This window comes from Fusibacter tunisiensis, assembly GCF_016908355.1.
GTDB lineage: Bacteria > Bacillota > Clostridia > Peptostreptococcales > Acidaminobacteraceae > Fusibacter_D > Fusibacter_D tunisiensis.
Genome location: NZ_JAFBDT010000001.1, coordinates 107,135 through 122,728 on the forward strand (window position 1 = coordinate 107,135; position 15,594 = coordinate 122,728).

The window sequence follows — 15,594 nt, forward strand, 5'->3', positions numbered from 1 at the left end:
TATGAAAATAAAAATTTTAGTGGTTGATGATTCAGCATTTATGCGAAAAGTCATAACAGATATGATTGAATCAGAAGCAAATATGAAAGTCATTGGAACAGCTAGAAATGGTGCCGATGCCATCGAAAAGATTAAAGCTTTGTCTCCTGATGTGGTCACAATGGACATTGAGATGCCTATAAAAGACGGCTTATCTGCACTTAGAGAAATCATGAGAGATATGCCTGTTCCTGTTATCATGCTGAGCAGTTTAACTAAAAAGGGTGCAGAGGAGACGCTTAAAGCATTAGATTATGGTGCTTTTGACTTTATTACAAAGCCGTCCTCTTTAATTAAAGTTTCTACACCTGAAATGAAGATGGAATTAATTGAAAAAATTAATATTGCCAGTAGGACAACTGTAAAAAAAGTTAGGGTGGATGCTTATGTTCCTAAAATTGACCCGACTAAGTCTAATCGAACTTTTGCAGTTGAAGGAGGTTCGACGCGTTTTAAAAAAATTGTTGCTATTGGAACCTCTACGGGCGGCCCAAGAGCGCTTCAAGAGGTCATACCTCTTATACCTGCAGATATAGATGCCAGTATTATGATTGTGCAACACATGCCTCCAGGGTTTACAAAATCGCTTGCAGATCGTTTGGACTCAATGAGTATGATTCGCGTAAAAGAAGCCGAAAATGGAGATGTGATGAAATCAGGTTGGGCATATCTTGCGCCAGGTGACTACCATATAAAAGTCACTAAACATAATGGCCAATTTATGATAGAATTAGATAATGGTGAGCGTGTAAGTGGACATAAGCCTTCGGTAGACGCTATGATGGCATCAGTTGTTAAAGAATTGCCCAGACAGTCTATTGGCGTAATTATGACTGGAATGGGAGCCGATGGTGCTAAAGGTATGAAGGCATTAAAAGAGGCTGGTGGATTTGTTCTCGCTCAAAATGAAGAAAGTTGTGTTGTGTTTGGAATGCCAAAGTCAGCAATTAAGCTGAACGGTGTGGATAAGGTTGTCGACCTGTCCAATCTGGCAAATGAAATAATAAAAGCCATGGAGGTGTAGTGCATATGGATATGAGCCAATATCTGGAAATATTTATTGATGAATCGAAAGAACACTTGCAGACGATGAATGAAATCCTTCTGGACCTTGAAAAGGACGTTGACAATTTATCGCACTTGGGGGAAATTTTTAGAATTGCACATACTTTAAAAGGTATGTCAGGAACGATGGGATTTAATAAGGTTGCAGACTTAACCCATAAAATGGAGAATGTACTTGATCTTGTTCGCAATGGTGAAGTTAAAGTTACCAGTCATATTGTGGATATATTGTTTGAATGTTTTGATGCACTCGAAGAATATATCGACAATCTTGAAAAAAACGGTTCTGAAGGCGACTTGGATTCCACAGCCCTTGTAAAAAAATTAGCAGATATCGCCGACAACAAAGGACATGTGGAAAATATGTCTGGTAAAAAAGATGCGCCAAGTGAAACGAAAACCACAACAGCTGAACTTTCTGATGCGTTTCATATCCCCTTAAATGACATAGATTCAATTATTAAAAAAGCTTTTGAGATGGGGGTTAAGCCTTTTTTAATTAAAGTAACTTTAGATGAAGGGTGTATGCTCAAAGCTGCAAGATCATTTATTGTTTTCAATACTCTGGAACGTTTTGGAGAAGTGATAAAATCACATCCACAAGCCGAGGAAATAGAAGATGAAAAATTTGATCAGTCTTTTGAAGTGCTTTATTTTACAAAGTTGGATAAGGAATACTGTAAAAATGAGCTGATGAATATTTCTGAAATAGCAAATGTGGTTGTTGAACCGCTTTCTGAAGATGATTATCTTCTTGAAGAAACTAAGGAAGATGTAGAGGTCGATTTGGCACATGTAGAAGACCAAGTTCAGAAGGTTAAAGAAGAGAACCAAAATAAAACTGAAAAGAGCAAAACATCCAAAACTGTTCGAGTTGAAATTGGCCGTTTGGATAACTTAATGAATTTAGTAAGTGAATTGATTATTATCAAAACAAGACTTGAAGACTTAGACACAACCCAGCAAAAAATGGTGGATCAATCAAGTAAGAACAACATGAACGAGGCGATTGAGTATTTAGAAAGAATCACTACCAGTTTGCATGATGCGGTTATGAAAGTTAGAATGGTACCGGTAGAGAGAACTTTCAATCGATTTCCAAGACTCGTCAGAGACCTTTCAAAAGATCTTGGCAAAAATATCAAATTATTTATGTCTGGCGAAGAGACAGAGGTAGATCGAACTGTAATTGACGAAATTGGAGATCCATTGATTCATCTAATTAGAAATTCACTAGATCACGGGATTGAATCTCCTGATGAACGTGCAAAATCAGGAAAAGCTGAACAAGGGTTTGTTGCACTTAGAGCTTACCCGGATGGAAACAATGTTGTTATTGAAGTTGAAGATGATGGCAAGGGAATTGATCCTGAAATTATCAAACGCAAAGCTGTTGAAAAAAATGTTGTCACAAAAGATGCGGTTGAATTAATGAACGATAAAGAGATTATTAATCTTCTCTTTGAGGCAGGTTTTAGCACAGTGGATAAGGTAACAGATTTATCGGGTCGCGGCGTGGGACTAGATGTTGTTAAGTCAAAGATAGAAGCGATTAATGGTACTGTTGAAGTTAATTCCACTGTGGGACAAGGCAGTAAGTTTATTATAAGACTACCGTTAACGCTTGCAATTATTCAGGCGCTTATGGTTTATTTGAATGAAGAAAAATTTGCAGTACCTTTAAATAACATCAAAGAAATTACAAATATTGATACAAAAGATATTACAATGGTTCAAGATCAAGAAGTCGTTTTATATAGAAATAAAACTTTGCCTATTATTCGTACAAAGGAAGTTCTTGAAATTGACCATACCCGTGACGATGCAGATGAACTGACAGTAGTTATTGTCAAAAAAGGTGATGTTGAAGCTGGTCTGGTTGTAGATGGCTTGATTGGCCAGCAGGAAATCGTAATTAAATCACTGGGCAAATATTTAACAGGTATAAAAGCAATTTCTGGTGCTACTATTCTAGGAAACGGAACTGTTGCATTGATTGTAGATCCAAATCAGTTATTCTAGTCGGGGGGTGATACTATGAGTGAAATAAAAGAATTTGTGACGTTTAGATTAAACGAAGAATATTATGGCATTAACATTAACAATGTGGAGAATATCGAAAAAGTCCTCCCTATAACACGTGTTCCTTACACACATGATTATGTGCGGGGTGTGATTAACTTAAGAGGCATAATTGTTCCAGTTGTTGATTTGAGATCTAGATTTAACCTAGAACCAAAAGAAAATTCTGAGGAGTCTAGAATCATTATTGTAAACTTGGAAGATTTGAAAATTGGTATGTTGGTAGATGCGTCTTCTGAAGTGTTGCAAATAGAAACTTCAGAGATTGACGCTGCACCAAATGTAAAAAAAGATATTAACAATGAATTTATTAAGAACATTGGCAAGAAAAATGGTCGAATTATTATGCTAATTGATTTGCATAAAGTACTTAATATTGAGCAACACGTTGAGTGAGGTGAAGAATGGGAATTCAGTTTGATGAAATGAGCAATGGAATCATCATGGATGTACTCAGAGAAATTGGTAATATTGGTGCAGGGAATGCTGCAACATCTTTGGCACAAATGATTGATAAAAAAATAGACATGAAGGTTCCTGTTATTCAATTGCTTGATTTTGATGAAGTGCCGGAACTGCTTGGAGGACCAGAGAATATTGTTTGCGGGATTTTCTTTAAGTTTGAGGGGGATATAACGGGCAGTATAATGTTTGTGCTTGACCAGAAGTCTGCATTAAACTTAGTGGATTTACTGATGCCACGCGATAACCCTGAATTTGATGAATTTACAGTTTCTGCTTTGATGGAAATTGGCAACATTCTTTCTGGATCATATATACGTTCTTTGTCAGGTCTTACAAATTTACAAATCAAGATTTCAGTACCTTCACTGTCGATTGATATGGCTGGCGCTATTTTAAGTGTTCCGGCAATTGAATTTGGGCAATTGAGTGACAATGTCTTAATCATTCAAAATGAATTTATTGAAACACAGGAAGCAAAAAGCGTAGACGGTTATTTTTTCTTAATTCCGGATATGGAATCTTATGACGTGTTATTAGGCAGTTTAGGAGTGACACTATGAGCACAATGGTAAAAGTCGGCATGGCTGATTTGAAAGTTGTAGAACACCCGGATGCTTTAACAACACTTGGACTTGGATCGTGTGTGGGCATTTGCCTCTACGATCCTATGTCAAAAGTTACTGGAATGGCACATATTATGTTGCCATCCAGTAAAGCAATCCGCAAGAATGAGAACGTTGCCAAATTTGCCGATACCGCCATTGATGAGTTAATCAAACAAATGCAATTGAAAGGGGCCAATAAAACAAGATTGACTGCTAAAATTGCTGGCGGGGCACAAATGTTTTCATTTTCATCCGCGAATGATTCGATGAAAATTGGGGAGCGTAATGCTGAAGCTGTACGTGCAATATTGAAATCCATGGGCATCCCAATTAAAGCGGATGAAACAGGAGGAAACTTTGGCCGTACAATTGAGTTTTTCAGCGAAAATGGCAAACTTGTAATTAAGACAGCCGGTAAAGGCATTAAAGAGATTTAATAACGAGGGTGGTTTAGAATGACCAATGAAGAGCTTTGGGTTCAATACAAGGAGTATAACAGCAAAGAGGCCAAAGACGCGCTAATTATTGAATACGTGGAATTGGTTAAAATTATTGCGGGTAGATTATATACCAGTTATAATGCGCATGTTGAATTCGATGATCTCCTAAGTTATGGCATTATTGGCTTGATTGATGCACTTGAAAAATTTGACCATAAAAAGAACATTAAATTTGAAACTTATGCCAATATTCGAATTAGAGGTGCAATTATTGACCAAATTCGTCATATGGATTGGATCCCTAGAAGTACAAGGCAAAAATATAAGCGAATAGAAGAAGCGGTCGCTAGGCTTCAAAAGAAGTTTGGCAATGATTTTACGGACGAGCAAATTGCAGATGAGTTAGGTTTAACGCTTGAAGCGTTCAGCAAATTACTTGGCGAGGCAACCACTTATTCAGTGGTATCTCTGGAAGAAAAGATTGAAGACAGCTTAAATTTTGATATTGCATCAAATGTGGTTGACATTCAGCCGGAGGACCGATTTGTAGAGAACGAAATGAAAAAGATTTTGTCTCAAACAATTGAGCAACTTCCTGAGAAAGAAATGCGTGTTATGCAATTGTATTACTATTCAGAATTAACCTACAAAGAAATTGCAGAAATTTTAGAGATATCAGAATCTAGAGTTTCACAAATTCATACAAAAGCCATTTCAAAACTTAAAATAGCATTGAATGACTTGTATTAAATCACAGTAGCCTGTGATTTTCTCTTGTGTCTTCATAATAATACTAATGTTTTTATACATATATGCCGATATATGAAACAATATAAGACAATCTTTGTAGGGGGATGTAATGAGCGAAACCAGTCGAAAATTTGAAGCATCAGTTAAAATTTCAGATAATTATTATGTGGCTTATTTATCACTAGAAATGGAGCCTGGCGCAAAAGTTAAACCTGATGATATTATAAAAATTCTTAAGGAACGCAATGTTATTTTTGGCCTTAAGCATAATGTGATTGAACAAATATGTAAAGAAGGTACAACTGTGCACAGCATTGTTGTTGCCGAAGGCATTGTTCATGAAAATGGAAAAGATGGCTATATTGATTTTAAAATTACCAAAGAGCACAAAGTGAAGCCACAGATCTTAGAAGACGGGCGCGTTGATTTTAAAAACATGGGTTTTGTTGAATTGGTAAATGAGGAAGATGTTTTAGCAGTAAAAGTCCCACCAACTAAAGGCAAAAACGGAACTACTGTAACAGGAAAAGCCATCCGGGGCAAAGATGGTAAAGATGTGGTGCTTAAGATTGGGAAGAACATGCGCGTTAGTCCTGACGGCTTAAAAGCCATTGCAACTTCAGACGGTACTGTTGTGGTTGATAATGATCGAATTTCTGTTATTAAGTCCTTGGAAATTCGAGGGGATGTAGGTGTTGAGACCGGAAACATCACATTTCAAGGGCAAGTTGTCGTAAATGGCAATGTGACCAGTGGTTATTCAGTTGAATGCGATGGGGATCTCGTGGTAAATGGCGTTGTGGAGGGGGCTGTCCTTAAGGCTGGCGGCAACATTGTTATTTCCAGAGGAATTCAGGGACATGATAAAGCATCTATTACGTGTCATGGAGATCTTACAAGTAATTTTATAAACTCTTGTCATGTGTATGTAAAAGGGACGATTGAAACTGGGGCTATTATGAGCAGTAAGATAAAATGCGATGGCCGAATTGTCGTTAAAGGGAAAAAGGGCTTAATTGTAGGTGGCGAAATCACTTCTAAATCAGACATTGAAGCCAATGTTGTTGGATCAGAGCTTGGTGTTACCACATCCATAAAACTAGGTGTTGATGTTGAAACGATAGAAGAGCTAAAGACCTTAACCTCTGATGTGAGAGACCTGATAGACATGCATGATAAATTAGGGAAATCTGTTAAACTTTTAAAAACTAAGATTGAACAGAACCCAGAGGATAAGCGGTCTGTGTTTATGTATGAAAAATACAGTGCAAATTTTGTGGAAATGGATGTAAGTTTAAACGAAAAACGCACAAGACTAAAAATGCTAAACGAACTTGTTAATAACATTAGTGGTGCACAAATAAAGGCAAACACATTTTATCCTGGCACAAGGATAAAAGTTGGAAATGGTAATTTTTATGTAAAACATCAGTTGACGAGAAGTATCATTAAAAAAGACCATGGTGAAATCATTGCTATTGGATTTTAGTTGATTATAAGAAGGTGACAAGATGTCAATTAGACCTCTCGACATGCAAGTCGTTGTACAAAAAACTCAAGACATTCATCCAGCTAAACAGAGTGTCGTGAACAAACAAGATAATGAACTTACCCAAGCGCAGATGCAAAATAAAGTGACCTATGTGCGGGATCGAGAGCGCGTACTAAACACTGAAAAAACAGAGCTTAAAAAGATTCGTGGGGATGAAGAACGTCACGCAAAAGGGCATTCAAAACAGAGTGACAAGCACGATTCTGATGAAGCGTCTGAAAAAAATAAGAAGAATTCAAGTGATTTGGAACCCATAGGGATTCATTTTGATATGAAGGTGTAAGTATGTATTTTTTAAGTATAAGTCTAGGACTGATTTTAGTAATCAGTTCACTTTTTTTGATAAGATATGAATTAAATAGAGCACTTCATACCAAAGCTCAAATTATTGAACAATCAAAGGTTTATAAAGAAGAGGACCTATTTAATCTTTTGGAGTCTATGCAGGTTTCAATTGATGAAATGAATCGTGCGTTTTATGACATTGCTGCAGACTTAGAAGGTAAGTACAGTGTTCATGAAAAGGAAATACAGGATCTTCAAAAATTGTTCATTGAACTGAAAAAATCATTAGAAACAGCTCAGAAATCTCATGAAGTTGAAGAGGTTACACTCAATAAGGCAAATGATCAAATCAATTTTATTTCTGAATCTCCGAAAATTGCGATTGATTTGGATATAAAAGAGTCAAAAAGACTAGAAGTTCATCAGCTGAAAAGACAAGGGAAAAGTGCTTCACAGATAGCAAGAGACCTTGATATGGGAATTGGTGAAGTTCAATTGCTTCTTAAACTCAACCGCTAAAAAAATATTGTTTTCATATTGAGGCTGTGATATAATATCAAAGGTAATTAAAACACACTCTTTTTAATTTTACAGATGTTGCCTAAAGGTCTTTGTAAAAGATGAAAAAAGGGGAGGAAACCAAAAACAAGGAGGACATAAAATGTCAGTAATTTCTATGAAAGAATTGCTTGAAGCTGGTGTACACTTTGGTCACCAGACAAGAAGATGGAACCCTAAAATGGCTGAGTACATCTTCACTGAAAGAAACGGAATTTACATTATCGATCTTCAAAAAACTGTTGGTAAAATTGAGGAAGCTTATGATTTTATCAGAAGTGTATCTGAAGAAAATGGAACTGTTTTATTTGTAGGTACAAAAAAGCAGGCTCAAGAAGCAATTGAAGCAGAAGCTAGAAGAGCAGGTATGTACTTTGTTAATCAAAGATGGCTTGGTGGTATGCTTACAAACTACAAAACAATTAAGAAAAGAATTGATTTATTGTTCAAACTTGAAAAAATGGAAACAGATGGAACTTTTGAAGCTTTGCCTAAAAAAGAAGTTCTTAAGTTGAGAGCAGATAAAGAGAAACTAGAAAAATTCTTGGGTGGCATTAAAGAAATGCCTAAATTGCCAAGTGCAATTTTTGTTGTCGACCCTAAGAAAGAAAGAATTGCAATTAAAGAAGCAAAGACTTTGGGAATCCCTGTGGTTGCTATTGTAGATACGAACTGTGACCCAGATGAAGTGGATTATGTTATTCCAGGTAACGATGACGCAATTCGTGCGGTTAAGTTGATTTCTGGAAAAATGGCAGATGCTATTATTGAAGGTCGTCAAGGTGAGCAATTGACTGACGTTGAACCAGTAGAGGAATCAGTTGAAGCTTAATGAGTTTAGAGTCAAATATTAATCACAAGAGGTAAGAATCCGTTCTTACCTTTTTTTAAGACAAAATAAGGAGGAACAATTATGTCTATAACGGCTGCTATGGTAAAAGAGTTGCGTGAGGCAACTGGGGCAGGAATGATGGATTGTAAAAAAGCACTTGTGGAAAAAGACGGAAACATTGAAGAAGCAATTAAATATTTAAGAGAAAAAGGAATCGCTAAAGCAGCGAAGAAAATGGATCGCATCGCTTCAGAAGGTATCATCGCGTCATATATCCACGGCGGAAGAATTGGCGTTATAGTAGAAATCAACAGTGAAACAGATTTCGTTGCTAAGAATTCTGAATTCCAAGAATTCGGTAGAGATATTGCGATGCAAGTTGCGGCTTCAAACCCAACATATGTAAGAATTGAAGATGTTCCACAAGAGGCTATTGAAGCTGAAAAAGTTATTTTAAGAAATCAAGCCTTAAATGAAGGTAAACCAGAAAAAATCATTGAAAAAATGGTTGAAGGTCGAATTGCTAAATACTATAAAGAAGTTTGTTTATTAGAGCAGCCTTTTATTAAAGACCCAGACAAAACAGTTGATCAACTTCTTAAAGAGAAAATTGCGAAAATTGGAGAAAATTTATCAATTCGTCGTTTCTCAAGATTTGAAGTTGGTGAAGGCTTAGAGAAAAAAGAAGAAAACTTTGCTGAAGAGGTTGCAAAACAACTTCAAGGGTAAGTGATTATATGATTTTATCAGGAGAACACGGAAGTGTTCTCTTTTTTCGGGAAAAATAATTGAATGGATGTACAAATTACGGTAGAATAGACTTAAATGGAGGTTGCTGAATTGGACTTGAAATTTAAAAGAGTGATTTTAAAACTCAGTGGGGAAGTGTTGGCTGGTAAAAAAGGTTTCGGGATTGATGATGAAGTTGTGTTGACGGTTGCTAAAACCATACGTGAAATGGTTCAAGAAGGACTTCAAGTTGGTGTTGTGATTGGTGCAGGAAACTTTTGGAGAGGACGCAGCAGCAAAAGAATGGAGCGAACCACTGCAGATTACATGGGGATGATGGGTACTGTTATGAATTCCCTTGCAATGGCAGATGCTTTAAAATTCTTAGGTGTCAAAAACCATATGATGTCCTCTATCTCTATGACACAACTTGCAGAGAATTATAATCGTGAAAAAGCCGTATCCTACATAGAAAATGGCTCTGTTGTTATCTTTGCAGCAGGGACAGGAAGTCCTTTTTTCTCAACGGATACAACTGCGGCTTTAAGGGCAGCTGAAATCGATGCAGAACTCATTTTACTTGCTAAGCGTGTGGATGGTGTCTATGACAGTGACCCAATGTTGAATCCTGATGCTAAAAAGTATGACCGATTAACGTACTCACAGGTGCTGAATCAACGTCTGGGCGTAATGGATTTTACAGCAATTACTTTGTGTATGGACAACAGTATTCCAATTGCAGTATTTGATTTAAATCAACCAGAAAATATAATTAAAACATGTATGGGGCTAAACGTGGGCACCCTAATAGAGGAGGTAAATGATGAGAAATCAGGTTCATAAACAATTGCAGGAAAAAATGGAAAAAACATTAAGTGTCTTCAAAGATGAACTCAATCATATTCGTGCAGGACGTGCAAATCCTTTAATTTTAGATAAGGTAAAGGTAGAATACTATGGCTCTGAAACACCTCTAAAGCAACTTGCAAGTATATCTGTACCTGAACCGAGAATAATTCAAATTCAACCTTATGATGGTTCTATTCTTAAGGATATTGAAAAGGCCATTCAAATTGCTGATTTGGGGATTAATCCAAACAATGATGGCAAGGTGATTCGCTTAACAATTCCAATGCTTACAGAAGAACGCCGTAAAGAATTGGTAAAAGACGTTAAGAAAATGGGAGAAGATTCTAAGATTGCTTTACGTAATGAAAGACGTGATGCCATAGACCATTTAAAGAAAATGGAAAAAAGCAAAGAGATTACTGAAGACGAATTGGTTTCTGGTGAAAAAGAAGTCCAAAAGCAAATTGATGAATATGTTAGCAAAGTAGATCAATTGGTTGCTAAAAAAAGTGATGAAATAATGGAAGTTTAAGTATGATGCCCTCCCTGTGGAGGGCTTCAATTTGAGGTGCACTTATGAGATCAACCGATAAAATTGAAATGAAGCTTGACCAAATGCCTAAACATGTTGCTTTTATTATGGACGGTAATGGTCGATGGGCAAAAAAAAGAAGCCTTCCACGACTTTCAGGACACAATGCAGGGACCGAAACGTTAAAAAACATTGTGAAAATCAGTCAAAAATTTGGTGTTTCATATGTTTCTTTCTATGCTTTTTCAACAGAGAATTGGAAGCGACCAAATGATGAAGTTTCTGGATTGATGAAACTATTGGTCAAGTATATTCGAAGTGAGATTAATGAGATTCATTCAAACAATATTAAGATTAATGTTTTGGGTGATATTAAATCCTTGCCAGAATATGCGAGAAAAGAAGTAACTTATGCCCTTGAAAAGACTCAGCACAACACGGGAATGAACTTTAACATTGCTTTGAATTATGGTGGAAGAGATGAAATAATTCAAGCGGTAAAACGCATTTCTACAGCAGTATCTGAAGGATCGCTAAAAGTAGAGGATATTGATTCTGACCTGTTTTCAGCTTATCTTTATACGAAAGGGATGCCTGATCCTGATTTAATGATAAGAACCAGTGGCGAACAGCGGTTAAGTAATTTTTTGCTCTGGCAATTGGCGTATGCAGAATTTATTTTTGAATCTTGTTATTGGCCAGATTTCACTGAAGAAATATATAAAAATGCAATTATATCCTACCAACAAAGAAATCGACGTTTTGGGTCGCTCTAAAGGAGTCGTTATGAAAACTAGAATTATTTCAGCCTTAATTGCCTTGCCGCTCTTATTTGTTGTTCTTTTTTTTAAAGGACCTTTACTGTATGCGGCTACTTTAATTTTGAGCATAATCGGGCTTAATGAATTTTTTAAGCCCATTTCAATAGAGTATAAGCCTCTAAAAGGGATTGTATATGTGCTGACCTTTATTTGGTTTGCAGGACTTTATATAGACATTCCAACATACTATTATAATTTTATGATTGCAATTTTGGTATTTACTGTATTGTCTGTTGTTGTATTTTCTGACCATTCTTTAACAGATGCAGCACTTTCGATACTTGCCTTTTTTTATATTCCTTTTGCATTTTCGCATTTGGTTATGATTGCAAAGTTAGATGCGCAATTTTTTATTTGGTATCCCTTTATCATTGCATTTATAACGGATACATTTGCGTATTTCACAGGAAAAATGATTGGAAAAACCCCTTTAATTCCATCTGTAAGTCCCAATAAAACGGTTGAAGGGTCAGTAGGTGGTGTGTTGGCTTGTGTCGTTGCAAGTGGCATTTACGCCTATTTGTTCAACCCGGGATTTTTTGCCTTTGCATTATTTTTGGGTGTAATTGGCGCCATTTTATCACAAATTGGAGATCTGATTGCATCAAGAATAAAACGCATTTTTAAAATTAAAGATTTTGGGAAAATTATGCCAGGCCATGGCGGTGTATTGGATCGATTTGATAGCATCATTGTAACCATGCCATTGGTGTATTATTTTATGATGCTGTATCAATTACTATAGCATGGAGGATGTATGAAAAATATTGTGATTCTTGGATCAACTGGATCAATTGGAACACAAGCTTTGGATAGTATTAATGAAAGCAAAGACCGTTTTAGGGTTTTGGGGTTAAGCTGTAATTCAGGTGTTGAGACGCTTATTAATCAAGTGGAACTGTATAATCCGAAATTTGTAACTGTGTATGATATAAAAAAGTATAGCGCCCTGAAAAGAGCACTTGCGCATACAAATGTTAAGGTCCTTTCTGGCATGTCAGGACTTATTGAAATGGTTACGGATTCTGAGGTAGACATTGTATTGACTTCGGTGGTTGGAAATATAGGACTTATCCCAACACTTGAAGCCATAAAAGCAGGGAAAACGATAGCTTTGGCAAACAAAGAAACTTTGGTAACGTCTGGCAGTCTTATAATGCCACTTGCTAGACAAATGAATGTTCCTATTCTACCAGTAGACAGTGAACACAGTGCAATTTTTCAGAGTTTGCAAGGCGAATCTCAGGCTAAAATAAAGCGTATTTTATTAACCGCTTCTGGGGGCGCATTTAGAAATTTTGACAAAGAAACCATAAAAAACAAGAAGGCTGTTGAGGCTTTAAAACATCCGAATTGGTCTATGGGGAAAAAAATAACCATTGATTCAGCAACCTTAATGAATAAAGGACTTGAACTTATAGAAGCGCATTGGTTGTTTGATGTACCACCTTCTCAAATTGAAGTTGTGGTTCATCCCGAAAGTATTATTCACTCAATGGTAGAGTTCAAGGACCATTCCATAATTGCCCAAATGGGCGTGGCTGATATGCGAGTTCCTATTATTTACGCATTGGATTATCCTGAACGTCATGAAAACTCAGTTGAATCTCTCGATTTTTCAAAGTTAAAATCATTGTCGTTTGGTCAGCCAGATTTGGATCGTTTTCCGTGTCTTGAAATTGCCATAAACGCATGCCAAGTGGGTGGAACTGTTCCAACTGTCATGAATGCAGCAAATGAAGTTTTAGTGGCGGCCTATTTAAATGATAAAATTGGATTTTATGATATTTCGGAAATTATTCAAGAGAGTATTCAAAACTTTGAAACGATTCTGTCACCATCGTTAGAAGATATTTTAGCCGTTGACCATGAGACGCGCTTGTGGGTCGAAGACCGTATTAGACATAGAAAGTAGAGGTAATCACAATGTGGTTAACAATTATTAGTTTTATTTTTGTTTTTGGTATTATTGTAATGGCACATGAATTTGGTCATTTTGCAACTGCAAAATTAAATGGTGTTAAGGTCCATGAATTTTCAATTGGTATGGGCCCAGTTATTTTAAAGAAAAAAGGGACTGAAACTTTATACTCATTAAGAGCCCTTCCGATTGGTGGGTTTGTTAAAATGGAAGGTGAAGATGAGTCTTCAGATGATCCAAGAAGTTTTTCGGCTAAAAAACCCATACAGAGATTGCTTATACTTGCAGCTGGAGCCCTAATGAACTTCCTATTGGCATATGTCTTGCTCGTTATAATTTTGTTTGGAATGGGTTCAACGTCCAATAAAATTGAAGCGGTTCAAGAAGGTATGCCTGCCGAAGTTGCGGGTATGCTACCAGGTGATAGAATTGTTGAAATTGATGGCACTTCAATCGATTCATGGGAAGCCGTCATAGAAGGCATCAATGCAAGTGATGGTGACCCTTTACAGGTTATCGTTGAGAGAAATGAAAGTGAACGTATCTCTTTAGAAATTCTACCGGAAATAGGTGCGGATGGCACATATAAAGTGGGCATTCAAACCATGCTTGAAAAAAGTGTGAACCAATCCATATCAAGAGCAGGGGAACAGTTTGTTATGTTCTTTACAGACATATTTAAATTCTTTTCACAGCTTGGCTCCCGAGATGTTCAAGGAGAAATCGTTGGACCTGTTGGTATTGTTGGCATAATTGGAGAGGCTTCTCAACAGGGCATATGGAATTTGTTGTTTATTGCTGCCTATATATCAATCAATCTTGGTATTGTAAATTTATTGCCTTTTCCAGCCTTAGATGGTGGCCGAATTGTATTTGTTATTATTGAAATGATTATGGGCCGCCCTGTTAACCGTGAAAAGGAAGGCTATGTTCACTTTATTGGGATAGTAATACTCATGGGATTAATGGTGTTTTTAGTTTTTAGAGACATTCAGAACTTATAGGAGCAGAATTATGAAACGGACGCGAGTCGTAAAAGTAGGCAATCTATCTCTAGGTGGTGGGTTTCCAGTACGGATACAATCCATGACCAATACAAAAACGGAAGATGTTCGGGCGACGGTAGAACAAATTTTGCGTCTTGAAAAAGCAGGGTGTGAAATTGTACGTGTGGCAGTTCCAAATATGGTTGCAGCGCACGCAATTTCAGAAATTAAAGAGCAAATCCATATTCCATTGGTAGCAGACATTCATTTTGATTACAAATTGGCGATAGAATCTATAAAACGCGGTGTTGATAAAATTCGCTTGAACCCAGGTAATATTGGGTCAAAGGATAGGATTGAAGCAGTTGTACAAGCAGCTGGGGAAAGAGGTATTCCAATTCGAATTGGTGTGAATGGCGGCTCCTTAGAACCTCACATCCACAAAAAGTATGGTGGTGTTACGCCAGAAGCCTTAGTTGAAAGCGCACTCAGTCATGTTGAAATTCTTGAGTCTCTGCATTTTAAAGACAGCATTATTTCAATTAAAGCTTCTGATGTGAGATTAACTGTCGAAGCCTATCGTCTTTTGAGTGAAAAGGTGGATTATCCTTTACACTTGGGAATAACGGAAGCAGGCACCCTTCTGTCCAGTACGGTTAAATCTGCACTTGGAATTGGCATGCTGCTTTATGAGGGGATTGGCAGTACCATTAGAGTGTCTGTTACTGGACCACCAGAGGATGAAATTAAAGTTGCTCAAAAGATACTTGAATCTTTAGATTTAAGGTCTTTTGGTATAAAAGTCATTTCGTGCCCAACTTGTGGAAGAACTGAAGTGGATTTAGTTCGCATTGCCAGTTTAATTGAAGAACGGGTGAAGCATATAGATAAGCCTTTGACACTTGCGGTTATGGGATGTGCAGTTAACGGCCCAGGTGAAGCCAAAGAAGCAGACCTTGGGATTGCAGGTGGAAAGGGTGAGTTCTTGATGTTTAAAAAAGGAATTGTTGTTGCCAAGTACAATGAGGACGAAATTATTGATGCTGTTATTCATGCATTAGAAACTATGTAAAGAAAGGCCTG

Annotated in this window: 18 protein-coding genes; all 18 read left to right on the forward strand. The window is 36.9% G+C overall.

Annotated features, from left to right (window positions below; all coding sequences use genetic code 11):
- The first annotated feature begins 1 nt into the window (after position 1).
- The 18 genes from JOC49_RS00575 (at position 2) to ispG (ending at position 15,583) form a co-directional block, all read left to right on the forward strand.
- Positions 2 to 1,063: a protein-glutamate methylesterase/protein-glutamine glutaminase gene (locus tag JOC49_RS00575; RefSeq protein ID WP_204661141.1), complete on the forward strand. Its 1,062-nt coding sequence runs from the start codon at positions 2 to 4 to the stop codon at positions 1,061 to 1,063.
- A 5-nt stretch (positions 1,064 to 1,068) separates the two neighbouring features.
- Positions 1,069 to 3,126, forward strand: a complete 2,058-nt coding sequence (locus JOC49_RS00580; protein ID WP_204661143.1) for a chemotaxis protein CheA — start codon at positions 1,069 to 1,071, stop codon at positions 3,124 to 3,126.
- Between the two features lie 15 nt (positions 3,127 to 3,141).
- Entirely contained in the window at positions 3,142 to 3,582 is a 441-nt protein-coding gene (locus JOC49_RS00585; protein WP_204661145.1) for a chemotaxis protein CheW, read from the forward strand.
- Between the two features lie 8 nt (positions 3,583 to 3,590).
- Positions 3,591 to 4,211, forward strand: coding sequence for a chemotaxis protein CheC (locus JOC49_RS00590; protein ID WP_204661147.1), 621 nt, complete (start codon positions 3,591 to 3,593; stop codon positions 4,209 to 4,211).
- Positions 4,208 to 4,693 (forward strand): chemotaxis protein CheD, encoded by a 486-nt coding sequence (locus JOC49_RS00595; protein WP_204661149.1) that lies wholly within the window; start codon positions 4,208 to 4,210, stop codon positions 4,691 to 4,693. Before JOC49_RS00590 ends, JOC49_RS00595 begins: the two co-directional genes overlap by 4 nt.
- Before the next feature lie 18 nt (positions 4,694 to 4,711).
- The gene (locus tag JOC49_RS00600; protein WP_204661151.1) at positions 4,712 to 5,446 is read left to right on the forward strand and encodes a sigma-70 family RNA polymerase sigma factor; all 735 of its coding nucleotides are present in this window, start codon (positions 4,712 to 4,714) and stop codon (positions 5,444 to 5,446) included.
- Positions 5,447 to 5,555: 109 nt separating this feature from the next.
- A complete protein-coding gene (locus JOC49_RS00605; RefSeq protein ID WP_204661153.1) occupies positions 5,556 to 6,935 on the forward strand; it encodes a DUF342 domain-containing protein in 1,380 nt (459 codons plus the stop codon).
- Between the two features lie 22 nt (positions 6,936 to 6,957).
- Positions 6,958 to 7,281, forward strand: a complete 324-nt coding sequence (locus JOC49_RS00610; protein WP_204661155.1) for a hypothetical protein — start codon at positions 6,958 to 6,960, stop codon at positions 7,279 to 7,281.
- 2 nt (positions 7,282 to 7,283) lie between these two features.
- The gene (locus JOC49_RS00615; protein WP_204661158.1) at positions 7,284 to 7,802 is read left to right on the forward strand and encodes a DUF6115 domain-containing protein; all 519 of its coding nucleotides are present in this window, start codon (positions 7,284 to 7,286) and stop codon (positions 7,800 to 7,802) included.
- A gap of 142 nt (positions 7,803 to 7,944) precedes the next feature.
- Positions 7,945 to 8,673 (forward strand): 30S ribosomal protein S2, encoded by a 729-nt coding sequence (gene rpsB, locus JOC49_RS00620; RefSeq protein ID WP_204661160.1) that lies wholly within the window; start codon positions 7,945 to 7,947, stop codon positions 8,671 to 8,673.
- A gap of 81 nt (positions 8,674 to 8,754) precedes the next feature.
- A complete protein-coding gene (gene tsf / locus JOC49_RS00625; RefSeq protein ID WP_204661162.1) occupies positions 8,755 to 9,402 on the forward strand; it encodes a translation elongation factor Ts in 648 nt (215 codons plus the stop codon).
- Between the two features lie 111 nt (positions 9,403 to 9,513).
- Positions 9,514 to 10,245 (forward strand): UMP kinase, encoded by a 732-nt coding sequence (gene pyrH, locus JOC49_RS00630; protein ID WP_423875034.1) that lies wholly within the window; start codon positions 9,514 to 9,516, stop codon positions 10,243 to 10,245.
- Positions 10,226 to 10,783 carry a ribosome recycling factor gene (frr, locus tag JOC49_RS00635; RefSeq protein WP_204661164.1) on the forward strand — a complete coding sequence of 186 codons (558 nt, stop codon included), beginning with the start codon at positions 10,226 to 10,228 and terminating at the stop codon, positions 10,781 to 10,783. The genes pyrH and frr overlap by 20 nt, the downstream gene beginning before the upstream one ends.
- A 44-nt stretch (positions 10,784 to 10,827) precedes the next feature.
- On the forward strand, positions 10,828 to 11,559 hold the full coding sequence (locus JOC49_RS00640; protein ID WP_204661165.1) for an isoprenyl transferase: 732 nt from the start codon (positions 10,828 to 10,830) through the stop codon (positions 11,557 to 11,559).
- A gap of 10 nt (positions 11,560 to 11,569) precedes the next feature.
- Positions 11,570 to 12,349, forward strand: a complete 780-nt coding sequence (locus tag JOC49_RS00645) for a phosphatidate cytidylyltransferase (protein WP_204661166.1) — start codon at positions 11,570 to 11,572, stop codon at positions 12,347 to 12,349.
- Between the two features lie 12 nt (positions 12,350 to 12,361).
- Positions 12,362 to 13,519 (forward strand): 1-deoxy-D-xylulose-5-phosphate reductoisomerase, encoded by a 1,158-nt coding sequence (gene dxr, locus JOC49_RS00650; RefSeq protein ID WP_204661167.1) that lies wholly within the window; start codon positions 12,362 to 12,364, stop codon positions 13,517 to 13,519.
- 11 nt (positions 13,520 to 13,530) lie between these two features.
- On the forward strand, positions 13,531 to 14,529 hold the full coding sequence (gene rseP, locus JOC49_RS00655) for an RIP metalloprotease RseP (RefSeq protein ID WP_204661168.1): 999 nt from the start codon (positions 13,531 to 13,533) through the stop codon (positions 14,527 to 14,529).
- Between the two features lie 10 nt (positions 14,530 to 14,539).
- Positions 14,540 to 15,583 carry a flavodoxin-dependent (E)-4-hydroxy-3-methylbut-2-enyl-diphosphate synthase gene (gene ispG / locus JOC49_RS00660; RefSeq protein ID WP_204661169.1) on the forward strand — a complete coding sequence of 348 codons (1,044 nt, stop codon included), beginning with the start codon at positions 14,540 to 14,542 and terminating at the stop codon, positions 15,581 to 15,583.
- The last annotated feature ends 11 nt before the right edge of the window (positions 15,584 to 15,594 follow it).